The sequence below is a fragment of the Stutzerimonas chloritidismutans genome, assembly GCF_020783375.1.
Classification (GTDB): domain Bacteria; phylum Pseudomonadota; class Gammaproteobacteria; order Pseudomonadales; family Pseudomonadaceae; genus Stutzerimonas; species Stutzerimonas kunmingensis.
The window spans coordinates 2,931,328-2,953,641 of record NZ_CP086067.1 but is presented as its reverse complement, the minus strand read 5'-3'; the positions used below and the strand labels follow the sequence as shown (position 1 = coordinate 2,953,641).

The following is a 22,314-nucleotide window of genomic DNA, read 5'->3' as shown; positions in this document are numbered from 1 at the left end:
GGATTTCCGGTAGTTTCCTTAACCTGTTGATATCAAAGGTTTCATGGCGCTTCAGCGTTTCGCTGCAAGCAAGCTCCGGCTGCAGGTGACGGTGGCCCGACATGGCGCGGTGATGCATCTCGGTGCATGCGTCTGGCAGAGGTAACCGTTTTGGTGCGATTTATCCGCTGAGGCTGTAGTAACCCATGGAAAACCTCAACAGCGCCGTGGAAACCCTGGTCCACGGTTCGAATACCCTGTTCATCCTGATGGGCGCGGTGATGGTGCTGGCCATGCACGCCGGCTTCGCCTTTCTCGAAGTCGGTACGGTACGTCTGAAGAATCAGGTCAACGCGTTATCGAAGATCATCACCGACTTCGCAGTGTCGACCCTGGCGTATTTCTTCATCGGCTACTGGGTCGCCTATGGCGTGACCTTCATGCAGCCGGCCGATCAGCTGGTGGTGGACCACGGCTACGCGCTGGTGAAGTTCTTCTTCCTGCTGACCTTCGCCGCGGCCATTCCGGCGATCATCTCCGGCGGTATCGCCGAGCGCGCGCGGTTCGGCCCGCAGCTGTGCGCCACGCTGCTGATCGTCGCGTTCGTCTATCCGTTCTTCGAGGGCCTTATCTGGAACGGCAATTTCGGTTTCCAGGGCTGGCTTGAGCGCCAGTTCGGTGCGTCCTTCCATGACTTCGCCGGCTCCGTGGTGGTGCACGCCATGGGCGGCTGGCTGGCATTTGGCGCGGTGGTTTTGCTGGGGCGACGCAACGGTCGCTACCGGGACGGCAGGCTGGTGGCATTCGCGCCATCGAACATTCCTTTCCTCGCTTTGGGATCGTGGATTCTCATCGTCGGCTGGTTCGGCTTCAACGTCATGAGCGCGCAGACCATCGAGGGTATCAGCGGGCTGGTTGCGGTGAATTCGTTGATGGCGATGGTTGGGGGCACTGCAGCGGCATGGCTCGCCGGGCGCAACGACCCGGGCTTCCTGCACAACGGCCCGCTGGCTGGCCTGGTGGCGGTCTGTGCCGGCTCCGATCTGATGCATCCGGTCGGCGCACTGGCTACTGGTGCGATCGCCGGAGCACTGTTCGTCTGGACGTTCACCGCTACGCAGAATCGCTGGAAGATCGACGATGTGCTGGGTGTATGGCCACTGCACGGCCTGTGCGGGATCTGGGGCGGGGTGGCCTGCGGCATCTTCGGCCAGTCCGCGCTGGGCGGTCTGGGCGGCGTGAGCCTGATCAGTCAGGTGATCGGCAGCGGCATGGGCATGCTGGTGGCGCTGCTCGGCGGCTTCGGTGTCTACGGCCTACTCAAGCTGACCACAGGTATTCGCCTGAGCCAGGAGGAAGAGTTCAACGGCGCGGATCTTTCCATCCACCGGATCGGCGCGCTCAGCCAGGATTGAGCCGCTTGCTTATGTCCGGTTGCCGCAGTCGCGCTCAGTAGCCGCGGCTGCGCTCCACCAGATCATGCAGCGGTTCGCCGTCACGCAGCGCTTGCAGGTTAACGGCGACGATCCGGGCCGCGCTGCGCATGTCCGTTGCGGCTGCGATGTGGGGCAGCACGGTCACCTGTGGATGCTTCCAGAACGGATGCTCTGCCGGCAGCGGCTCGCTGCGAAACACGTCGAGCACCGCATGGCCGACCTGGCCACATTCGAGCGCCTGCAGCAGATCAGCCTCGACCAGGTGCCCGCCCCGTGCGAGGTTGACCAGCCCGGCGCCGGGGCGCAGAGCTTCGAAGAAACGCCGGTCCAGCAGATCGCCAGTCTGTGGCGTCAGTGGCAGCAGGTTGATGACGATGTCGCTGCATGCCAGCAGCGGCCAGAGGGCATCCATGCCGTGCTCAAGCGCGAGGCCCTCTGCAGCGCCGCTGCGAAGCTTCCAGCCAGTCACGCGGTAGCCCTGGGTGACCAAGCGCTGGGCACATGTCCGGCCCATCTGGCCCATGCCCAGCAGCGTCACCTGGATTTCGTCAGCCCGCCGCTGCGGCAGTTGCCGCCAATCGCAGGCGTGCTGCTGCCGGGCGTAATCGTAGAAACCCCGATGCAGCGAGAGAGTCGCCCACAACGCGGTTTCGGCCATGGCCGCGCTCATGGTCGGGTCGACCATGCGCGCCACCGGCACGTCCGGCAGGCTCGGGTCGCTGAGCAGGCGGTCCACGCCGGCCCAGAGCGACTGGATCAGCCGCAGGTTGGGCAAGCCCTGCAGCAATCCCGCGGGTGGGTTCGCGACCACCGCCGCAGTGATCAGCCCGGCGTTCTCCGCCGTCGCGGACAGGTGCCAGCGGGCTTGCGGCAAGGCGCGCTGCAGCTCTGCGAGCCAGGCGTCGCGCTCGTTATCGTCGAAGCTGCCGCAGAGCAGGATGTCCATGCAGTCGTTCCTCATCGGTCCAGGCGGAACTGTAGTCAGCCGCAGAGTCTCTGAATAGGCGAGTAGCGGAACGCGCGACGCGCCTTTCAGCCTGTTGACGAGCCTAAGGAGAACATCATGGAACTACCCAACAAAGACCTCGGTACCCTGTTCGAGCAGCTGGGTCTGGCGTCAGACCCGGCGAGTATCGATGCATTCATCGGCAAGCATGGGCACCTGCCGGAAGACGTTCGGCTGGCCGATGCGCCGGTCTGGAACGAGTCGCAGCGCGCGCTGCTGCGCGATGAGTGGGTCGAGGATGCGGAGTGGGCGCCGATTGTCGACGAGCTGAATGTGCGCATGCACGAGCATTGATCACCAGCGCGAGCTGCCGCAATCGCTGCAGCTCGCCTGTCGCCCCTCGAGGCAGATCAGTCCAGCAGATCGGCTGGTACGTTGCCGCCATTCTCGGCCAGTTTGTTCAGCACCGCCTTGTGCAACCACATGTTCATCTGCGCCGAATCCCCCATCTTGTCAGCCGGGCAACCCAGCTCGGTAGCCAGTTCCTTGCGCGCGGTGAGGCTGCTGTCCAAGCTGAGCAACTTCAGCAGGTCGACGATGGACGTGCGCCAGTTGAGTTTCTCCGGGTGATTCTGCGCCATGCCGTCGAGCTTGGCCGCGACGTCCACCTGGTCCACTGCAGGGCCCGTGGGGGCGCCGGCACCGCCTGTGGAGGCCTCAGGTGGTGTGGTGGGCGCTGTGCTGTCGGGTGCGGCATGTGCCTGGCCGAGGCCGATCTTTTCCAGTATCGAGTTGAACAAGCCCATGGGGATCTCCTGTCTGCGTGAATGATGAGCCGTGGCTCGCAGATTAGGACCGCACGTGTATCGATTCGTCGCGCCCGTATTGAACGGGGCGTTCCGGCGAGTGGCGTGGGGAAATTGGGCTTTTGGGCGCCCTGGGTGGACCCATGTCATTCATCGTCTTGCCCAGTCGATTCCCGGCATCGCTCGTGCTGCAACAGGTGCATGTCGAGTGGCCTGTTTGGCAAGTTCAGTTGGTCAATTTCGGCGCGCATGGCCCCGATACAGCGTTGCTGCTCCTTGCCATAGCCCCGCTATGACTCGTCGCAGGGAGCCCTGATCATCCGAACTTGCCTCAACCAACTCACCAAACAGTCCACTAGAATGCCGCTTTTGTTTCAGGAACCAATCATGAGCGAGTCGACCCAGCAAGACCTCGATATCGATGCCCGCTACGCCTGTGCCAAGAGCCTCGCGCTGGAAGCCGCGCAGCTGGGCATGGATTTCTATCGGCAACGCGAGACGCTGGATGTCGAGCACAAGGGCAACGACCGGCAGGATGTGGTCAGCATCGCCGACAAAAACATCGAAGACTTCATTCGCGCACGCCTGGCCGAGCGCTTCCCGCAGGACGGCTTTCTCGGCGAGGAAAGCGGCTCGGCCGACCTCAAGGCCCGCTGCGTGTGGGTGATCGATCCCATCGACGGCACCGCCTGTTTCGTCAACGGTCTGCACAACTGGTGCGTTTCCATCGGGCTGCTGATCGACGGGGAACCCCACATCGGCGCGATCGCCGACCCCAACCATGACGAACTCTTCCATGGCTGTCTCGGCCGCGGCGCCTATGTCAACGAGACGCCCATCACGGCCAGCGCCGCCAGCCATGTGCGTGATGGCCTGACCGGCGCGGGCACCTTTCACCCGCGCGGCAAGGAGCATTTCATTCCGTTTCTGGAAAAGCTGCTGGCCGAAGGCGGCATGTTCATCCGCAATGGCTCCGGCGCGCTGATGACGGCTTACGTCGCCGCAGGGCGATTGATCGGTTACTACGAGACCGAACTCAAGAGCTGGGATTGCCTGGCCGGGCTGGTGCTGGTGGCCGAGGCGGGCGGGCTGCGCAACGATTTCTTCCGCAACGATGGGCTGCTCAGGGGTAACCCCTATCTGGTGGCGGCGCCCGGCGTGTATCGACAGCTGGCCGAGCTGATCGGCCCTTCGCTGGATGGCTGAGGCGTTGCGCGTTCGTCAGTCGACCGTGCACTGCCAGGCCCGAGTCGGGCAGCCTGTGCTATACCGTTCTGACGCGCTGGGGCCGGCGAAACGGCCCTGTTCATCAGGGGGGGAACAATCGGCGGCCCATCAGCCTGAGCCAACCTGCGTGATCTGATGGCTGCCCGCATAGAAGCGAGGTAACGATCATGACCATGATGCAATGCACCCACCGCGACCACCTCATCACCGCCGAGGTGATGGAATATCCCGGCACCCCGACACCCTGGGCTGGCGGTTGCCGGATTACCGATCCCGCCGGGCACGTGACTCGCCGTATGCCGCTACCGCTCGAGCATGCGTTCATGGACGAGCTGGAAAAGGCCCAGCGACTGTCCATCGCCCATGGCAAGTGGCTGGTCGATCAGCATCTCGATCACGGCCGCGAGCTGTTCCAGAAGGCCGCCTAGCACTGCTCGAAGCGTCTTTTCATGCGTCGGATGTCCATCGTCCGACGCATGCCTTGAGCGCGCCGAGTGAGCGTGCGGTTCTTCGTTCCTGCACACACAATTCGCTTCGCAGTTGCCAGCGCACGAATCTGTACCGTTTGCGGCAGGAACGCCGACGAACCGGCTAAGTTTCGGATAGCAAAGCGAAAAGTGCTGACGGGCAGGACTGAGTCGGCGGCATTTTGCCCGTTGCTTAATAAGTGAAACGGTGGCATAGCTATCACCAAGCCACCGGAAACGGTGGTGCTCATAAGCGGAAGTAAGGACGACTTATGCAAATCCAGGTTCACAGCGATAACCACATCGAAGGCAGTGCCCGTCTGGCTGATTGGGTCAGTGCCAGTGTCGCAAGCAGGCTGGACCGGTTCGACGACGAGCTGACGCGCGTCGTCGTGCACCTCAACGACGAAAACGGTGACAAGGCCGGCGCCCATGACAAGCGCTGCCAGATCGAAGCGCGGCCGAAGGGGCTGCAGCCGATCTCCGTCACCCACAAGGCCGAATCGCTGGAGTTGGCGATCGACGGCGCGGTGGACAAGCTGAACAATGCGCTCGCTCACCAGTTCGGCAAGTTGCGTAGCAAGCGCTCCGGAGCCCAGCCGCAGATGATCGATGGCGCGGTGGCCGAGCGTGACGCGCTCTTGGAGGAAGATTTCCTCGCGGACGAGCAGGTCCGCAATTCATAAGCCGTAAGCAAGGGCCTTCCTCGGAAGGCCCTTCACACATCTAGTGCAGCAATTCCGGCGGAATCCTGCCGCCATTTTCGGCAAGCTTCTTCATCACCGCTCGGTGCAGCCACATGTTCATCTGCGCCGAGTCCGCCATCTCTGCCGGCGGGCAGCCGAGTTCCGTAGCAAGCTCCCGGCGTGCTTCCAGGCTGCTGTCCAGCCCGAGCAACTTCAGCAGATCGACGATAGAGGTGCGCCAGTTCAGCGCTTCCGGGTGTGCCGCCGCCTTGGCTTCCAGTTGTGCCACCACATCCACGCCACTCGCCGTGGCTGATGACTGATTCAAGTCCTGGTGCGGCGCGATAGTCGCGTTGTCGGTGGCGGTGGGCCTTTCTCCCAGCGTGATGCCCTCGGCGCTCGAGCGGGTAGCGTCGGCTGGTGGTGCATCAGCCTTGTGTTGCGCCTCGTTGGAAGCATCACCCAGGCCGAGCTTGGCCTTGATCGTATCGAAAAGTCCCATGTCCGTTCTCCTGACTGTTGATGTCTATATTCGACAGCAACCCAGGACAGACCATTCGCTCCCGCAGGTCGGGTAATTGTCGGCCTGGCGTGGCCCCTCAGCCGTGTTCCAGCCAGGCGCTGGCCTCGGCTTCCTGGTGCAGGTCGAAGGCCTTGATGGTCAGCCCGGGGATCAGCGCGCCTTCCACCTCACTGGCCTTGCGCAGCCATTCCTTGCCGGCGACCACCGCGCAGCGGTCGAAACGGCGTATGAAGCGGAACAGGTGCGGCAGCCGTGACAGCTCCACGCCGACGGCGCCGAGCGTAGGCAGGTCGAAGTCGCCGATGCGATAGAGCATGCGGCCATGGCTGATGCCTTCGGATTTGAACAGCAGGTCATCCAGCGCAGCGCGCATGGCCTGACTGTCCAATTTGCCGGAGAAGTCGATATCGATGCGGTTTTCGCCTCGGCGCGATACGTGAAACATGCGCAGACCCTCGATTGATCTGTGTTTTCTGCGAGTTACCCCGCACAACTGACCATAGACGTTGCGTCGCGACCGGGCCAAAAAAAGGTACGCAAGTGCCGTTTTCGTTGATCTGCGTCAGTACGTGGGGATGGGTTACGTGAGCGCCAAAAAAGGCGCGCAAAGCCAGCAATGGCGCGGCTTGCGGATAGTTGATAAACGGTATCAAGTTGCCCCTGGCGCCGCCGAGAACAGTGTTAGCTGCGACGCCATTCGACGCTGGCATCGCTTTCTCTCCCTGTAGTGGATACCCCCATGACCAGCACCTTGGCGAACGTCATTCAGTCCCTTCTGCGCGGACTGGGTCTGCGCACCATCAACCATCAGTTCTTCTTCTCCTACAGCCTGATCTTCCTGTGTGCGGCCCTGACCGCCGCTGTGCTGTTCATGTCCGCCAAGGACGCCAGCCAGATCGACATGGCCGGAGCCCAGCGCATGCTCAGCCAGAAGATGATGAAGGAAGCGCTGTTGGCGGCGCAGGGCGTCGGCGACAAGGTGGCTGTCGACAAGACCATCCAGCGCTTCGAACAGTCGCATCAGCTGCTGCTCAACGGCGACCGCGCCCAGAACATCGCCCCGGTTGAGCTGGCCAGTGCGCAGCCACATCTGCAGCGCGTCGACCAGATCTGGCAGCGTTACCGGCCCGCCATACAGGCGCTGGCCGCGGGGCAGAGTGCTGACGTGAACGCCATTGCCACCGACTCAAACGACATCCTTGCCGCTTCCAACGAAGTGGTGCTGCTGATTTCCGCTGAAGCCAACCGCAGCGCGTCGCAGCAGCTCTGGGTGGCCCTGGGTTCGACCTTGTGCATTCTGCTGCTGGTCGTGCTGGGGCGGATTGCCGGAATGAACTGGCTGATGCTGCAGATCGACGAGCTGCGGGGGCGTCTGGAAAAAGTCAGCCTGGGTGATTTTTCCGCGCCGTTGCAGGTGCGGCACGCCGATGACGAGATGGGCATGATCACCCTGGCCTACAACCGCCTGCTGGGCCAGGTTGGCGAAATGATCCGCGGCGTGCGTCTGGCCGCTGACGAAGCCGATGGCCAATGCGTGCGCATGGCCAACCTGGCCGGCGACAGCGCGCGCAACGTCGAGGGGCAGCAGGCCGAGATCGATCAGGTTGCCACCGCCATGAACGAAATGCTCGCGACCTCCCAGGAAGTCGCGCGCAGCACGGTAGAGGCCGCCAATGCCGCGGATGTCGCCGAGCAGGAGACCAACTCCGGCAGCGCGGTGATGAATGAGTCGGTCGGTGCCATCCGCACCCTCAGTCGTCATGTCGACAGCCTGTCCGATGTGATGCAGCAGCTGGTGCAGGACAGTCACGAGATCGGCAAGGTGCTCAACGTGATCAGCGGGATCGCCGAGCAGACCAATCTGCTGGCGCTGAATGCGGCCATCGAGGCGGCGCGTGCTGGCGAGCAGGGCCGTGGTTTTGCGGTGGTTGCCGACGAAGTACGCAGTCTGGCCAGCCGCACGCAGAGTTCGGCCAAGGAGGTCAGCGTGCTGGTCGAGCGCTTGCAGAGCCAGGCCACCCGCGCGGGAACGGCCATGGATGCGTCGCGACAGAGCAGCTCGGTGACGCTCACCCAGATCGAGGCGGCGCAGCATGCGCTGGGGCAGATCGTCGGCGCGGTGCAGACCATCCGCGGCATGACCAATCAGATCGCTACGGCGGCCGAGGAGCAGTCGCAGGTGGCCGAGGACATGAACCAGTCGCTGACGCGCATCGCCCAGGTCGCCGATCAGGCTGCCGGGGTTACCCACGACACGGCTGCGTCGGGCAATACCATCATGCAGAGCATGAAAGGCCTAAAGGCATTGACCGGGCGTTTCCGTCTCGAGGCGTGATCAGGTTGGCGTGAATCGGGGGAGGGCAATGCTGGCGGAGGGCGCCTGTCCGGCGCAAGGGCATCCCCGCCCATGAGGGGCGGGAATTGGGGGTAATCAGTCCTGACGGCTGGTCACTTCCAGCAGGTGATAGCCGAACTGGGTCTTCACCGGGCCTTGCACCTGATTGAGCGGGGCGCTGAATACGACGGTGTCGAATTCCTTGACCATCTGACCCGGGCCGAACGAACCCAGGTCGCCGCCCTGACGGCTGGAAGGGCAGCTGGAGTTTTCCTTGGCGACCTCGGCGAAGTCGGCACCGCCTTCGATAGCGGCTTTCAGTTCGTTGCACTTGGCTTCGGTGGAAACCAGGATGTGGCGGGCGGTAGCGCGTGCCATGGGGACTCTCCTCTTCAAATAGGCTGCCGAGGCTACCGCAAACCGGTGGCATTGGCGACCGGACCGCGTGGCATTGAAGGCTTAATGAAGGCCCCCGGCGGCCTTCCTTTCGGGTACTCTCGCGCGCTTTTTCATCGGACCCGGAAAACGCTCCATGCTTGATAGCACTCTTGCGCAACTTGAAAACGTCATCAACGATCTGCTGCAACGCAACCAGAACCTGAGCGAGCATTGTGTCTTGCTCGAGCAGCAGCTGCAGCAGGCGCGTGAGGAAAACGACAATCTGCAACTGGCTGCGCTGGAGCAGGAAGACAGGCAGGGCGCTACCCTGGCGCGGCTGCAGGCGCTGGTGGAACGTGCAGCTGGCAGTAGCGCCGCATGACGGCGGATGGCGTTCAGGTGCTCAGGGTATTCGGCCGCGAATACTCGTTCCGCGCGCCGCCCAGCCAGGACGCTCTGCTGCAGGAGGCGGCGGCCTTGCTGCAGCAGCATCTGGCCGACAGCCAGCGGCAGTTTCCCAACGCCACGGGCGACAAGCTGCTGGTGCTGACCGCACTGAATCTCTGCGTGCCGCTGCTGCAACAGAACGAGCAGATGCAGGATGTCGAGCAACGCATCGCCGCCAGCGTCGCCCGTATCAATCAGCAGCTCGCGGCGCAGGGCTGAGCGGCTGTCTCAGGCTGCGTCGCTGCTGCGCGTGGTTTCGCTGACCGGGCGCTCTGTCAGGTAACGCTGCAGGTGAGCCTTTTCCGGCTCGCTGAAGGCCAGCCCGAGTTTGGTGCGGCGCCAGAGGATGTCATCCACCTGGGTTGCCCACTCTTCGCGCCGCAGGTAGTCGACTTCCTGCGCATACAGCTGCTGGCCGAGGTCTTCGCCCAGTGCATCGAGCGAGCGCGCTTCGCCCAGCATGCGCCATACCCGATTGCCGTAGAGGGTTGCCCAGCGCTTGGCCAGCGGCAGTTTCAGCCCCTGTACCTTGGCCACCAGCTCTTCGGTGAGTGCATCGGCCGTGCTCATGCCTTCACCGCCAGGCAGTGCCGCCTGCGCCGTCCAGCTTTCACCCATAGCCGGGAAGAACGGCTTGAGCTGCGCCATCGCCGACTCGGCGAGCTTGCGGTAGGTGGTCAGCTTGCCGCCGAACACCGAAAGCAGCGGTGCCTGCTTTTCTTCCGCCGCCAGCGACAGGGTGTAGTCGCGGGTAACCGCGGACGGGTTATCCGATTCGTCGTCGCATAGCGGCCGGACGCCGGCGAAGGTGTGCACGATGTCCCTGGGCTCGAGTTGCTTGCGAAAGTGCGTGTTGGCCACGCCCAATACGTAGGCGATCTCTTCCTCGCTGATGCTCACCTTGGCCGGGTCGCCACGGTACTCGCGATCGGTGGTGCCGATCATGGTGTAACGGTCCAGATAGGGGATGGCGAAGACGATACGCCGATCCTCGTTCTGCATGATGTAGGCCTGCTCACCTTCATACAGCTTGGGCACGATGATGTGGCTGCCCTGAATCAGGCGTATGCCATAGGGTGAGCGCTGCTGCAGGTTTTCGCCGATGAACTGTGCGACCCAGGGACCGGCCGCATTGACCAGTGCCTTGGCCTTTAGTGAGAAGCGGCTGCCGTCCTCGCGCTGCAGCTCGACATGCCAGATGCCGCCAGCACGCCTGGCGCTCAGGCATTGGGTGCGGGTATGGATATGCGCGCCTTTCTCCCGCGCCGCCATGGCGTTGAGCACCACCAGCCGCGCGTCGTCGACCCAGCAGTCGGAGTATTCGAAGCCGCGGGTGATGGCTGGCTTCAGTGGACTCTCCTTGGCGAAGCGCAGGCCCCGCGAAGCTGGCAGCTTCTTGCGCATGCCCAGGTTGTCGTAGAGGAACAGGCCGGCGCGGATCATCCACGCCGGGCGCAGGTGAGGACGGTGGGGCAGCACGAAGCGCATCGGCTTGACGATATGCGGCGCCTTGGCCAGCAGCACTTCACGCTCGGCCAGCGCCTCGCGGACGAGGCGGAATTCGTAGTGCTCCAGATAGCGCAGGCCTCCGTGAATGAGCTTGCTGCTGGCCGACGACGTATGGCTGGCCAGATCGTCGCGTTCGCAAAGGAACACCGACAGCCCGCGACCAGCTGCATCGGCAGCGATACCGACGCCATTGATACCGCCGCCGATCACGGCGACGTCATAGAGCTCGGAGACGGGCTGGGCGGAATGGGGCACGGGCTTCTCCTCGAAAACGAAAGGTCATGTTCGGTTTTGAACATGCTATTCGCAAAAGAATCCGTACGAAAGAAAAAATGTTCGAAAATAGATAAAAAAGAAAATATTCGAACGCTGGGTTTCTGATTGATTACCGCTGTTTCGACTGTTTCGACTGTTTCGACTGTTGTGCTGGTGTCGTCCCGGCCGCCGACACATTTCGCCTGCCCGCAGGGCTCGAATTCGTTACGAGCGTTCTGTCTTAACTATCGGAGCGGAGTTATCTGCGAAACGAACTGCCGCCCAACTACTCGGCTATCTCCAGCTGCACCTTGTGGCGGGCCAGCAGCTCGGCGAACACCTCGGAAGGTGCCGAGTCGGTGAACAGGCAGTCGATCTGTTCCAGCGAGCCCAGGCGCGTCATGGCGCTGCGGCCGAATTTGCTGGAGTCCGCGGCGAGGAAGACCTTGCGCGCGTTATGGATGATCGCCTGGGAGACGCGCACTTCCTGATAATCGAAGTCGAGCAGGGTGCCGTCCTCGTCGATACCGCTGATGCCGATCAGGGCGAAATCGACCTTGAACTGGCTGATGAAATCGGCGGTGGCCTGGCCCACCACGCCGCCGTCGCTGCGCACGTTGCCGCCGGCGATCAGCACATCGAAGTCTTCCTTGGTGCTGAGAATGCTCGCCACGTGCAGATCATTGGTGATGATCTTCAGGTCACGGTGGTTGAGCAGGGCGCGGGCGATCGCCTCGGTGGTGGTGCCGATATTGATGAACAGCGAAGCCTGGTCGGGGATGCGCGCGGCCATGGCGGCGGCGATACGCAGTTTCTCGTCGCGCATCTGGTGCGCGCGCTGGCTGTAGGCGGTGTTCTGCACGCTGGAATCGTAGGCCGCGCCGCCGTGGTAGCGCCGCAGCAGGCCGGCGTCGCCGAGCTGGTTGATGTCGCGGCGGATGGTTTGCGGCGTGACGGCGAAATGCCGTGCCAGCTCGTCGATGCTCACATAGCCGCGCTCGCGCACGAGTTCCAGAATGTTCTGCTGTCGGGGCGCCAGGCTCATGAGGCTTCCTTGTTCGCTGTTGTGCGGGAAGCATGCCGTAGTCTGGCGTTCGATTAAAGCGCTGCCTGTTCGAATTCGCACATGCCAGGCCTGCCTCCGAAACCTCCAGAGGCAGGCCTGTTGTTCGTCAGATCAGTCTTCGGCCCAGTTGCGCGTACGGTCGACCGCCTTCTGCCAGCCGCGATAGAGCGCTTCGCGCTGTTCGCTTCCGCACGCCGGTTCGAACACCCGCTCGATGCTGCTCTTGCTGCGCAACTCGTCGAGGTCGCTCCAGAAACCGGTCGCCAATCCTGCCAGGTACGCAGCGCCGAGGGCGGTGGTTTCCTTCATCTGCGGGCGTTCAACCTGAGTACCGAGCATATCGGCCTGGAACTGCATGAGGAAGTTGTTGGCTACCGCGCCGCCGTCCACGCGCAGGGCGCGCAGGCGCTCGCCGGCGTCCTGCTGCATGGCATCGAGCACGTCGCGAGTCTGGTAGGCGATGGATTCCAATGCTGCTCGGATCAGGTGATCAACCTTGACCCCGCGGGTCAGGCCGAACAGCGCGCCACGGGCACGCGGGTCCCAGTAGGGCGCGCCAAGGCCGGTGAACGCCGGCACCAGGTAAATGCCGTTGCTGTCGGGCACCTTGGTGGCGAAGTATTCCGAATCCAGCGACTCGTTGAGCACCTTGAGCTCGTCACGTAGCCACTGCACGGTGGAGCCACCATTGAAGATGGCGCCTTCCAGTGCGTAGTTCACTTCGCCACGCGGTCCGCAGGCGATGGTCGTCAGCAGGCCATGTTCGGATTGCACCGCCTTGGTGCCAGTGTTCATCAGCAGGAAACAGCCGGTGCCGTAGGTGTTCTTCGCCTGGCCTGGCTCGACGCACATCTGGCCGAACAGAGCGGCTTGCTGGTCCCCGGCGATACCGGCGATGGGGATGCCAGTGCTCTGGCCCGAGCCAAGGTAGGCGTGACCATAAACCTCGGAGGACGAGCGCACATCCGGCAGCATCTCGCGTGGGATATCCAGGGTTTCCAGCATCACCGGGTCCCAGTCCAGCTTGTGGATGTCGAACAGCATGGTCCGTGAAGCGTTGGTGTAGTCGGTGACGTGGGCCTTGCCCTGGGTCATCTTCCAGATCAGCCAGCAATCGACGGTGCCGAACAGCAGTTCGCCGCGGCGGGCGCGCTCACGGCTGCCCTCGACGTGGTCGAGAATCCACTTGATCTTGGTACCGGAGAAGTAGGGGTCGATCACCAGGCCGGTAGTCTTGCGGATGTGATCTTCCATGCCGTCGCGCTTGAGCTGGTCGCAGATCGGCGTGCTCTGGCGGCTCTGCCAGACGATGGCGTTGTAGATCGGTCGGCCGGTGATCTTGTCCCAGACGATGGCGGTCTCGCGCTGGTTGGTGATACCGATGGCCGCCACCTGCTCGTTGGTGATGCCGGCCTGGGCCAGGGCTTCGACGAACACACCGCTCTGGGTCGCCCAGATTTCCATGGGGTCGTGCTCGACCCAGCTCGGTTGCGGGTAGATCTGTGCGAATTCGCGCTGAGCGATGGTCACCACGTTGGCGTTGCGGTCCAGCACGATGGCGCGGGAGCTGGTGGTGCCCTGGTCGAGGGCGACGATGAATTGCTTGTTCTGATTGCTCATGGCGTCGTTTCCTTAGCGAACTTTGCTGATATCGGGCTGGGCGGAGCCCATTTCGGCAGAGGCCTTTTCCTTGGGTTTTGGTGCATCGCAGGCGGCCGATCCAACGCCCGGCAAGTGCCGGCAGATGAGTGCCTTGTACCCTGCAGCGCCGAGGCAGGCGCCGAGAATCGGGGCGAAGATCGGGACCAGGAAATACGGAATGTCTCGCCCGCCAGTGAAGGCCACGTCACCCCAGCCGGCAAAGAAGGTCATCAGTTTAGGCCCGAAATCCCGTGCGGGATTCATCGCGAAGCCGGTCAGCGGTCCCATCGCGCCGCCGATCACGGCGATCAGCAGGCCGATCAGCAAAGGTGCGAGCGGGCCGCTGGGCAGGCCGTTGCCGTCGTCGGTGATGGCCATGATCATCGCCAGCAGAATGGCGGTGATGACGACCTCCACCAGAAACGCCTGGCCGAACGACAAGGAGGCGTGGGGGTAGGTCGAGAAGATCGATGCGAGTTCGAGGCTCTCGACACTGCCGCGAACCATTTGCTGGGCCTGTTCGAAATCGAAAAACAGACTGCTGTACAGCCCGTAGACCAGCGCCGCAGAACAGAAGGCGCCGGCCACCTGCGCGAGGATGTAGGCTGGAACGCGGTGCCGCTCGAATGTGCCGAACAGCCACAATGCGATGGTGACGGCCGGGTTCAGGTGGGCACCGGAGACGCCGGCGGCAAGGTACACCGCCATCGAAACGCCGATGCCCCAGATGATGCAGATTTCCCACAACCCCAGGTCGGCACCGCCGAGCTTGAGCGCTGCGACGCAGCCAGTACCGAAGAAGATAAGAAGGGCAGTGCCGAGAAATTCGGCGATGCATTGTCCCTTGAGCGTCGGGACGATGGGCGTACTCATGCGCGGAGCCTCGTTCGTTTGTTTTTGTTTTATTCCGAGCACTGCGTTGGTTCGGAATTGTTCGGAAACGAAAACTTAGAGGCAAAGAATGCAGCTGTCAAAGTAAAAATTCGAACATTTTACGGGCGCGCTGCGGGAACAAATGATGGCGCTTGCTGTCGCGGCGGCCCCGAGTCTTCGCCGTGACCGATGAAGCCTTGCCGACCTGGATGGCGTTGGAAACCGTCGGTGTCTTAGCGCCGACGCCGCCAGAGGCGCCAGCCGAGCAGCATATCGTCAGCCATCGGCACCAGAGCCAGTGCCAGCAGCAAGGCGGCCAGCGGGACCGTGGCGATGAAGCCGAAATGCTTGAAGCCGGCTGCGCCGCTCAATCCGCCGACGAAGAAGCTCATCACCATCAGCAGGTTGATACGCAGGCGCTGTCGGTTGGCCCGAACCGGTGGCATGTCGTCATGACGATTGCGGTTGAAGTAGATCAGCCGGCCCAGTTCGATGCCGATGTCGGTCACCATGCCAGTGATATGGGTGGTGCGCACTTCGGCATTGGAGAGTTTGGTGATGATCGCGTTTTGCAGGCCCATGATGAAGCACAGCAGCACCACGGTCAGCGGCACGAAGAAACCCGGAACCGTCATCAGCCGCGCGCCGAGGATACCGAACAGCAGCAACAGCGCGGCTTCCAGAGCCAGCGGTAGCGCGTACTGGCTATGCAGACGGCGACGCCGCGAGAAATTGATCATCAGCGTCGAGCACATGGCGCCAAGAACGAACGAGAGCAATGCACCGAAGCCTGCCAGCGCCAGATCGGTGGCACCGAGGGCCAGGTTGTCGGCCATTGCCGAAACAATACCGGTCATGTGCGAGGTGTACTGCTGGACGGCGATGAACCCGCCGGCATTGGCGGCACCCGCGACAAACGCGAGGCACAGACCGAGCTGACGATTGCTATGGGCGGACCGTCGGCGATCGGTCAGACGACGGGCGTACTTGATCGGCATGGCAGGCTCGCGCTCGGCAGCAAAGCGGCGATTATAGAGCGGCCGGCCTGGCTGGATCGTGGTTGGTGGATATTCTCAGCGCCGTCGCCCGGCCTTGCGGCCGCCGCCGCGTCGTGCAGCCCGCGGTTTGCGCTGGCGTGACAGTTCACGGGTGATGGCGTCGTTGAGCAGCTTGCGCGCGTCTTCACCGTCGTCGTGCTCGGGAAAATGCTCGGGCAGGCTGCGGGCCAGATGCAGGTAGGTTTCCACCACATGCAGGGTACTTTCCAGGCTGGACAGGTCGCTGCCGAGCAGCAGCTTGGGCATCGGGATGGCGTGGCCTTCGGCGACTCGCTTGATCCAGCGCTGGGCATGTTGACTGGCCGGACTGTCGAAGCCGCCGCGGATCGGCGTGCACGCGAACGTCCAGCGCAGCCAGAGCGGAATCTTCGGATCGTCGATCAGCTCGATCCATTCGGCCAGTTCGTCCGGCAGTACCGAGATAAATGCCTCGCCGTAGTTTATGTTGCGGTTGAAGGTCAGCCAGGACCGCAGCAGACTCGGCTCGCCCATCAGTTCGGAGATGGCGGACAGGTGATCGATGGAAGGGCGCACCTGGAACTGACTCAGGTCCACCGGCGCATCCGGGCTGTTGAACAGGCGGCGGATGGACTTGAGCGTCTGCGGGTCCAGCGCGGTGATCTCGCCGCTGTCGTGGTGACCGAAGCGCCCGGCGCGGCCGCCGATCTGCTTGACCTCCTGCACCTTGAGCTGGCGATTCTGGATGCCGTCGAATTTCTCATCGGTATAGAAACACAGCGTGTGCGCCGGCAGGTTGAGGCCCATGCCGACCGCATCGGTAGCGACCATGATGTCCGCCTCGCCCTCGCGGAAGCGCCGGGCCTGCTCGCGTCGGACCTCGGGCGAGAGCGCACCGTAGACCACCGAGACGCTCTTGCCGGCACTCTCGAGCATGCCCTTGAGCTCCAGCACCAGCTTGCGGCTGAACGCCACCAGCAGCGAGCCGGGTTCCAGCCGTTCCAGCGTCGTGGCGTGGCGGGCGACTTCAACCGGGGACAGGCGCTTGGTGCGCTGCACAACCAGCTTGTCTTTGCACAGATCGCAAAGCGTGCGCAAGGAGGGTTCGATCAGCGCTGGCCCGGTCATCATCAGTTGCGGTGTATGGGCGCTGACCAGTGCATCGACCCAGGCCCAGCCACGTTGCGAGTCGGCCATCATCTGTACCTCGTCGACCACCACCACATCCCAATGCTGATGGCGGAAACGCGCGAACTCCTCCACCGTGCAGCAGAAGTGTGTGGCGCCTTCGCGGATGATTTCTTCCTCCCCGGTTACAAGTGAGCAGGGCACGCCCATCGCCTCAATGCGCTCCTGGTTTTCCAGCGCCATCAGGCGCAGTGGCGACAGGTAGATGCCGTGCTCGGCCGCAGCCATCGCCTCGATAGAACGATGCGTCTTGCCGCTGTTGGTCGGGCCGAGCAGGGCGGTCCAGCGTCGCGTCAGGCGCCGGGCCGGGTAGAGCTCGTGGTAGTGGACGAAGCGCGGGTTGTTCTCCAGCAGCACGGCAAACGCCATCTTTTCCTCGTGCTCGCGGCGGGCGGCGCGAATCGCCTTGCGCATGCGGCCGGGTTCCAGGGCGATGAGCTCGGTAAGACGCTTGTGCCCGAGCAGTTGCAGGTCGAAATCGCCGGCGAGCTCAAGCATGCGCTCGAAGGTGGCCTGCAGCTCGTCGCGATCCTGGCGCTTCCAGGTCTCGACTTCTGTCACGCTGAGCAGATGATCCTGGCCGGAAGGAACGCGCCGCTGCAATTCGAGGGTGAGATTGCCGCGCTGCAACGTCACCACGTAGCGCAGCTCATGGCGAATCTCGTTGAGGGTGGCGACGGCATGCGGGAGAAATTCATCGACCCGTGACAGTTCCGGGCGGATGCGCGCCAGGCAACGCTGACGCTCGTCCTCGTCCATTTCGGTGAAGGGACGTTCGAGCACCTGCAATCGATTGCGCACATAGCGCTGCACGGCCTGCTTCAGGTTGTCGGCGAAATCGCTGCGCCGCGGGCTATCGTCCAGACGCAGCGCCCAGTCCGGCTCCAGCAGATGGACCGGCGAGCCCAGGCTGAAGGTCTTCTCGCTGCCGAACACATCCACGCTGCAGTGGATCTCGCCGAGATCACGGCTGACGACCCGGTCGAGCAACTCGTCTGCAGCAGGTGCCGCCAGCAGTTCATCCACCGCCTGCCCATGCAGCCCCAACCAGAACGCCTTGGCCGCGCGAGCCAATCCGACGATGGGGTAGCCGATGTACGGGGTGAACCACTTTTCCTGGTGGTGCTTCTTCGCGGTGAATTCCGGATATCGCGCCGTTGCCCAGTCGAGGAAGCGCGCCAGACGTTCGAGCCTGATGGATTTGAACTGCTTGCCCCCGGTCTTGGCCATGATCGACACCTTTGCTGATCAGTCTTCTTTGTACGACTCGCGTTGCGCTCGTTTGCTCGGCGGCGCGCATGGCCGGCCGGAGATTATAGAGGCCAGCGCCGGCTGTTCTCTCGCGCCTGACTGCAATCAAGAAAGCAAATTGTCCGTAAGGGTGGCGGTTGGCCATTATTCGTCAATGCCCTATAGTGCGCGCCGCAATGGATGGCAAACAGCCCGGTCGAGCCGGCTGGATGAGAGCTATCGATTTTTGATGGACAACAGGGAATTACAGATGAACGCCAAACACATTCTTGCCGTGGCCGTTGCTGCCACACTGCTTTCGGCCTGCACCGCCACCACTTCGCTGCGCTCCACCGATCCGGACCTGGCAATCAAGATCAACCAGGACGCGCCGCTAGTGCTGAAGAACCCCGTCAGCAAGACCTACAAGGCCACCAGCTTCGGCCAGTACCGCTTCCGCGCCGAGAAGCCTGGGATGGAGCCTATGTATGGTCTGATCCCGTTGAAATTCAACAGCGGCTATCTGGTCGCCGACATCCTTTTCTTCGCACCCGCCGCGTTCTACAACCTGCGCGAGGTGTACCCGTTCTACGAGTTCGACGTAGAGAAGAACGAGGTCCGCTACAAGAAGAACGTGGGTGATCAGTGGACCGTGTACACGCCGACACCAGCGGAAGTGGCTCGCGCTCAGGCGTACTTCGCCAACTGATCGCAGCCGGCAGCCCTTGCGTCTGTTGACGCAGGGGCTCCGAAATCAAACCCCTCGCTCTGCCGCATCGCCATCGTCACGGCGATCGTCCCCCAGCTGCAGCTTCAGGCTGCGCACTTCTTCAGTCAGGCATTCCACCTGTACCAGTAGTCGCTGCAGGGTTTCGCGGTCGGCCAGCTGGTCGCGGTTGTCTTCCTCGTTGCGGTCGGCGACGAACAGCGAACCGATGTAGGCCGCGAAGCTGCCGAACAGACCGACTCCGGACACCATCAGCAGCACTGCGACGATACGGCCCAGGGTGGTGACCGGATAGAAGTCGCCGTAGCCGACCGTGGTCACGGTGACGAACGCCCACCACAGCGCCTCTTCCGGCGTGTTGATCGAGCTCTCTGGGTTCGGCGCTTCCACCAGCAGCATGGTCAGCGCGCCAAACGCTACCAGCAGCATGGTTGCCGTGGCGGCGGAGGCGACGATGCCTTCGGCGCGGTTGCGGAACAGGATGCGCCAGATCAGCCGCAACGACTTGATCGCCCGCAGCACCCGCAGAATCTGGAAGGCCCGAAACAGCTTGGCCGCCTGCAACCCGCCGGCAGGCACGCTGGCCAGCAGGTCGATCCAGCCCCAGCGCATGAAGCGCAGCTTGTCGTCGGCTTCCTGCAGGCGCATCCAGAAATCGATGAAGAAAAAGAAGCACACGATGTTGTCCAGATACCCGAGCAGAGTCGATACGTCGTCGGGTAGGTCGAACACCAGATCGGCCACCAGTGCACCGATCACGTAGACCGATAGCAACAGGATGAATATCTGAAAAGGTGTGACGGCGCGATGCTTCATGAGTCAACCGGGTTTCGTTGGGCAGGTTGGCGCAAGTTTAAAGCACACCGCGGTAATCGGGCCGGAACGATGGGCAGGAGTGTTGGGGATGGAAGTGCGCAAGATGATTGGTATCGGCTGTGCCGGCTGGAGCCTGCCGCGCGAGGCGTGGCCGGCATTCGCTGAGCAAGGCACGCACCTGCAGCGCTACAGCGGAGAGCTATCGGTGGTCGAGATCAACAGCTCGTTCTACCGACCGCATCGCCCGGCCACCTATCGCAAGTGGGCGGCGAGCGTGCCGGAGAACTTCCGCTTTTGCGTGAAGATGCCCAGGCAGATCAGCCATGAGCTGCGCTTGCGCGAGTGTGACGAGGCGCTCGAGCGCTTTCTCGGCGAATCGACCGAGCTGGCTGAAAAGCTCGGCTGCCTGTTGCTGCAATTGCCGCCATCGCTGACCTTCGAGCCTTCAACGGCGGAGGACTTCTTCGCTGCCATGCGCGCACGCTACGACGGTGCACTAGTAGTCGAACCGCGGCATGCGAGCTGGCTGGACGCCGGTGAGCTGCTCGAGCGTTGGCGTATCGCACGGGTGGCGGCAGATCCTTCGCCAATTGCAGGAGCAGAGCAGGCGGGCGGCTGGTCGGGCATGCGCTACTACCGACTGCACGGGTCGCCACGCATCTACCATTCTGCGTACTCGGCCGAATGGCTGGAGCGGCTGGCTGGTGAGTTGCGGACTTGTGCTCGGTCCGGCGTGCCGTGCTGGTGCATCTTCGACAATACCGCCAGCGGCGCTGCGGTGAGCAATGCGCTGGCACTGCAGGCGCTGCTGGCAGATGAAACCGCCTGGTCGCCCTAGCGCGGGATGATGCGTACGCGACCCGCGGTGTTGTCGCGCCGGGCAGCCTTTTCGTTTTCCGCGCGGCCGGGAATCGAGCCGAAATCCGCACCGCGATCCGGTGTCGAGCTGCCGTCCAGTTCGCGCTCATCGACGCTGATCGAGGTGGCGTCCGGGTAGCCGGTGGTCAGCGTCTCGGTGCTGGCGGTCACCGGGGTGGCATCGTCGTCGCCCCATTTGGCGCTGCGCTCGTCGATATCGATGGCGCCGTTGCGCTCCATGACACGCTCGACTGCGGAAACCCGGCTGTCGTCCTCCAGCGTTACGGTGACGATGGTCGATCCGCGGCGGGCCGCTTCGGGGTAACGACCGGCATGCTGGCTCGATTCGTCGCCGAAGACCTTGTGAAAGAAGCTGCTGATCTTGTCGGCCACTGTTGCGTCTTCACCTGGCTCTTCGCCGACCACTTCCACACGGCTGCTGTCGACGGTGTCGCTGTTGAAGGATGCCGATATCTGGATGTCGTCGCTGGACACTCCCTCGCTCACGAGTTCGGCTTTCACTTTCTCTGCTTCGGCATAGCGGTCGAAAGCGGCAATTAGAATCTGGGTCATGACTTCACCTTTCATATGCAGCGAGGCTGCGGTGGCGGGCGTCTGGACCGATAGCGGTCAACGCATGGGTACTGACTGTTGGGCGCGGCGAGCCGCACGATGGTTCCGTGCGGACTCATTACCCGATGCTTCGCCTGGAGCCGCGCCGGCCCGGGTTTTCCACCGCCGGCTAGCCGTTGACCACCTTGCCGCCATTGATATGAATGGTCTGGCCACTGACGTAGGACGAGTCCTCGCAGGCCAGATAGACATAAGCCGGACCCAGTTCGGACGGCTGGCCGCAGCGGCCCATGGGCATCTGGCTGCCGAAGTCTTCGAGCATCTGCGGGTCGTGCTTGCCGAGCGACGGTGGCTGCAGCGGCGTCCAGATCGGGCCGGGCGCGATCTGGTTGACGCGAATCTCGCGCTCGATCAGCTGCTGTGACAGCGCCCGGGTAAAGCCATCGATCGCGCCCTTGGTCGAGGTGTAGTCGACCAGCAGCGGGTGGCCGATAAAGGAGTTGATCGAGGTGGTGTTGATGATCGAGGCGCCGGCCTGCAGATGGGGCAGGGCGGCACGGGTGAGATAGAAGTAGCCGTGGATGTTGGTGGCGAAGGTCTTCTCCCACTGCTCGTCGGTGATGTCCTCAAGGCGGGTCTGGACCTCCTGGCGGCCGGCATTGTTGACCAGCACGTCCAGCCGACCGAAGGCCTTCACGGTTTGTTCGACGGCATCGTTGCAGTGGCGGCTGTCGCGGATATCGCCGGGGATCAGCAGGCAGCGCTGGCCCTCGGCTTCCACCATGCGCTTGGCGTTCTCGGCATCCTCGTGTTCGTCGAGATACATGATCGCGACGCTCGCACCTTCACGGGCAAAATGCACCGCCGCGGAGCGCCCGATGCCGCTGTCGCCGCCGCTGATCAGCGCCACCTTGCCGGCCAGCTTGCCACTGCCCTTGTAGCTGTCGCGGATGAACTCGGCCTGCGGGTGCATTTCGGTTTCGCGACCGGGCAGACGGTCCTGCTGCTGAGCGGGAATCCTCGGGTAAGCCATACGTACTCCAGTCCTGAAATGGGTTCTGTAGGTACGGCTGGCGCTCGCCTGGAAAGTTTCGCCAGGATGCCGAACGGAAGTCAGGCAGCGGCAGAGCGCAGTGACGAACCACCGACAGCAGCGACGCCTTTGCGGCCGATCGTCGTGGCGCACGTTTGCGACCTGACATCAGTGGATGGCGGGCGTAGAATCCGCGCCGCTTCGACTGTCCCGTCCCTCACTCCATCCGCTCCCGCTGCCTTCCTGCTCGCTTCGCGCGTGCGGGCCGCGTGTGTCATGGCATTCGGGCAGGAACCGTC

At 63.0% G+C, this 22,314-nt stretch carries 25 protein-coding genes; 11 read left to right on the top strand and 14 right to left on the bottom strand.

The window, feature by feature from the left end; genetic code table 11:
• Positions 1–185 precede the first annotated feature (185 nt).
• Positions 186–1,394, top strand: a complete 1,209-nt coding sequence (locus tag LLJ08_RS13615; protein ID WP_014819942.1) for an ammonium transporter — start codon at positions 186–188, stop codon at positions 1,392–1,394.
• Positions 1,395–1,428: 34 nt separating this feature from the next.
• Here LLJ08_RS13615 and LLJ08_RS13610 read toward each other — a convergent pair whose 3' ends face one another.
• Positions 1,429–2,361, bottom strand: coding sequence for a 2-hydroxyacid dehydrogenase (locus LLJ08_RS13610; protein WP_228207271.1), 933 nt, complete (start codon positions 2,359–2,361; stop codon positions 1,429–1,431).
• A gap of 117 nt (positions 2,362–2,478) precedes the next feature.
• Between LLJ08_RS13610 and LLJ08_RS13605 the strand changes: the two genes are divergently transcribed.
• Positions 2,479–2,715 (top strand): DUF2789 domain-containing protein, encoded by a 237-nt coding sequence (locus LLJ08_RS13605; protein WP_014819944.1) that lies wholly within the window; start codon positions 2,479–2,481, stop codon positions 2,713–2,715.
• Positions 2,716–2,771: 56 nt separating this feature from the next.
• Here LLJ08_RS13605 and LLJ08_RS13600 read toward each other — a convergent pair whose 3' ends face one another.
• Positions 2,772–3,167, bottom strand: a complete 396-nt coding sequence (locus tag LLJ08_RS13600) for a DUF3597 domain-containing protein (protein WP_014819945.1) — start codon at positions 3,165–3,167, stop codon at positions 2,772–2,774.
• A gap of 143 nt (positions 3,168–3,310) precedes the next feature.
• Between LLJ08_RS13600 and LLJ08_RS13595 the strand changes: the two genes are divergently transcribed.
• The 4 genes from LLJ08_RS13595 (at position 3,311) to LLJ08_RS13580 (ending at position 5,547) form a co-directional block, all read left to right on the top strand.
• Positions 3,311–3,463: a hypothetical protein gene (locus LLJ08_RS13595; protein WP_156924008.1), complete on the top strand. Its 153-nt coding sequence runs from the start codon at positions 3,311–3,313 to the stop codon at positions 3,461–3,463.
• Positions 3,464–3,554: 91 nt separating this feature from the next.
• Positions 3,555–4,373, top strand: coding sequence for an inositol monophosphatase family protein (locus LLJ08_RS13590; protein WP_023443781.1), 819 nt, complete (start codon positions 3,555–3,557; stop codon positions 4,371–4,373).
• Between the two features lie 188 nt (positions 4,374–4,561).
• Positions 4,562–4,822, top strand: coding sequence for a hypothetical protein (locus LLJ08_RS13585; protein ID WP_014819947.1), 261 nt, complete (start codon positions 4,562–4,564; stop codon positions 4,820–4,822).
• Positions 4,823–5,133: 311 nt separating this feature from the next.
• A complete protein-coding gene (locus tag LLJ08_RS13580; protein ID WP_014819948.1) occupies positions 5,134–5,547 on the top strand; it encodes an HPF/RaiA family ribosome-associated protein in 414 nt (137 codons plus the stop codon).
• Between the two features lie 40 nt (positions 5,548–5,587).
• Here LLJ08_RS13580 and LLJ08_RS13575 read toward each other — a convergent pair whose 3' ends face one another.
• Together LLJ08_RS13575 and LLJ08_RS13570 are read right to left on the bottom strand one after the other, a co-directional pair.
• Positions 5,588–6,049 carry a DUF3597 domain-containing protein gene (locus LLJ08_RS13575; protein ID WP_014819949.1) on the bottom strand — a complete coding sequence of 154 codons (462 nt, stop codon included), beginning with the start codon at positions 6,047–6,049 and terminating at the stop codon, positions 5,588–5,590.
• Positions 6,050–6,146: 97 nt separating this feature from the next.
• The gene (locus tag LLJ08_RS13570; RefSeq protein WP_003299292.1) at positions 6,147–6,515 is read right to left on the bottom strand and encodes a SpoIIAA family protein; all 369 of its coding nucleotides are present in this window, start codon (positions 6,513–6,515) and stop codon (positions 6,147–6,149) included.
• Positions 6,516–6,809: 294 nt separating this feature from the next.
• Here LLJ08_RS13570 and LLJ08_RS13565 point away from each other — a divergent pair, with 294 nt between their 5' ends.
• Positions 6,810–8,405 carry a methyl-accepting chemotaxis protein gene (locus LLJ08_RS13565; protein ID WP_228207270.1) on the top strand — a complete coding sequence of 532 codons (1,596 nt, stop codon included), beginning with the start codon at positions 6,810–6,812 and terminating at the stop codon, positions 8,403–8,405.
• 96 nt (positions 8,406–8,501) lie between these two features.
• Here LLJ08_RS13565 and LLJ08_RS13560 read toward each other — a convergent pair whose 3' ends face one another.
• Positions 8,502–8,783, bottom strand: a complete 282-nt coding sequence (locus LLJ08_RS13560; RefSeq protein WP_014819951.1) for a peptidylprolyl isomerase — start codon at positions 8,781–8,783, stop codon at positions 8,502–8,504.
• Positions 8,784–8,937: 154 nt separating this feature from the next.
• On the opposite strand from LLJ08_RS13560, the gene LLJ08_RS13555 reads away from it, so the two are divergent.
• Positions 8,938–9,165: a hypothetical protein gene (locus LLJ08_RS13555; RefSeq protein WP_041013580.1), complete on the top strand. Its 228-nt coding sequence runs from the start codon at positions 8,938–8,940 to the stop codon at positions 9,163–9,165.
• The gene (locus LLJ08_RS13550; RefSeq protein ID WP_023443783.1) at positions 9,162–9,449 is read left to right on the top strand and encodes a cell division protein ZapA; all 288 of its coding nucleotides are present in this window, start codon (positions 9,162–9,164) and stop codon (positions 9,447–9,449) included. The genes LLJ08_RS13555 and LLJ08_RS13550 overlap by 4 nt, the downstream gene beginning before the upstream one ends.
• Before the next feature lie 9 nt (positions 9,450–9,458).
• On the opposite strand, the gene glpD is transcribed toward LLJ08_RS13550, so the two are convergent.
• The 6 genes from glpD to LLJ08_RS13520 form a co-directional block, all read right to left on the bottom strand.
• A complete protein-coding gene (glpD, locus tag LLJ08_RS13545) occupies positions 9,459–10,994 on the bottom strand; it encodes a glycerol-3-phosphate dehydrogenase (RefSeq protein WP_228207269.1) in 1,536 nt (511 codons plus the stop codon).
• Positions 10,995–11,280: 286 nt separating this feature from the next.
• On the bottom strand, positions 11,281–12,039 hold the full coding sequence (locus LLJ08_RS13540; RefSeq protein ID WP_041013582.1) for a DeoR family transcriptional regulator: 759 nt from the start codon (positions 12,037–12,039) through the stop codon (positions 11,281–11,283).
• A 132-nt stretch (positions 12,040–12,171) separates the two neighbouring features.
• Positions 12,172–13,680 carry a glycerol kinase GlpK gene (gene glpK / locus LLJ08_RS13535; RefSeq protein WP_042928053.1) on the bottom strand — a complete coding sequence of 503 codons (1,509 nt, stop codon included), beginning with the start codon at positions 13,678–13,680 and terminating at the stop codon, positions 12,172–12,174.
• Positions 13,681–13,692: 12 nt separating this feature from the next.
• Complete coding sequence (locus tag LLJ08_RS13530) at positions 13,693–14,574, bottom strand: MIP/aquaporin family protein (RefSeq protein ID WP_228207268.1); 882 nt, start codon at positions 14,572–14,574, stop codon at positions 13,693–13,695.
• Positions 14,575–14,807: 233 nt separating this feature from the next.
• Complete coding sequence (locus tag LLJ08_RS13525) at positions 14,808–15,572, bottom strand: YoaK family protein (protein WP_023443788.1); 765 nt, start codon at positions 15,570–15,572, stop codon at positions 14,808–14,810.
• A gap of 75 nt (positions 15,573–15,647) precedes the next feature.
• Complete coding sequence (locus LLJ08_RS13520; RefSeq protein ID WP_228207267.1) at positions 15,648–18,008, bottom strand: SUV3 family DEAD/DEAH box RNA helicase; 2,361 nt, start codon at positions 18,006–18,008, stop codon at positions 15,648–15,650.
• Between the two features lie 271 nt (positions 18,009–18,279).
• On the opposite strand from LLJ08_RS13520, the gene LLJ08_RS13515 reads away from it, so the two are divergent.
• Positions 18,280–18,717, top strand: coding sequence for a hypothetical protein (locus LLJ08_RS13515; protein ID WP_045667103.1), 438 nt, complete (start codon positions 18,280–18,282; stop codon positions 18,715–18,717).
• A gap of 45 nt (positions 18,718–18,762) precedes the next feature.
• On the opposite strand, the gene LLJ08_RS13510 is transcribed toward LLJ08_RS13515, so the two are convergent.
• Entirely contained in the window at positions 18,763–19,551 is a 789-nt protein-coding gene (locus LLJ08_RS13510; protein ID WP_228207266.1) for an ion transporter, read from the bottom strand.
• A gap of 88 nt (positions 19,552–19,639) precedes the next feature.
• Here LLJ08_RS13510 and LLJ08_RS13505 point away from each other — a divergent pair, with 88 nt between their 5' ends.
• Entirely contained in the window at positions 19,640–20,389 is a 750-nt protein-coding gene (locus tag LLJ08_RS13505) for a DUF72 domain-containing protein (RefSeq protein WP_228207265.1), read from the top strand.
• Here the strand turns inward: LLJ08_RS13505 and LLJ08_RS13500 are convergent.
• Together LLJ08_RS13500 and LLJ08_RS13495 are read right to left on the bottom strand one after the other, a co-directional pair.
• Positions 20,386–20,982 carry a hypothetical protein gene (locus LLJ08_RS13500; protein ID WP_042928048.1) on the bottom strand — a complete coding sequence of 199 codons (597 nt, stop codon included), beginning with the start codon at positions 20,980–20,982 and terminating at the stop codon, positions 20,386–20,388. The genes LLJ08_RS13505 and LLJ08_RS13500 overlap by 4 nt on opposite strands.
• Positions 20,983–21,151: 169 nt before the next feature.
• Positions 21,152–22,015 (bottom strand): SDR family oxidoreductase, encoded by an 864-nt coding sequence (locus LLJ08_RS13495; protein WP_228207264.1) that lies wholly within the window; start codon positions 22,013–22,015, stop codon positions 21,152–21,154.
• Positions 22,016–22,314: the final 299 nt, after the last annotated feature.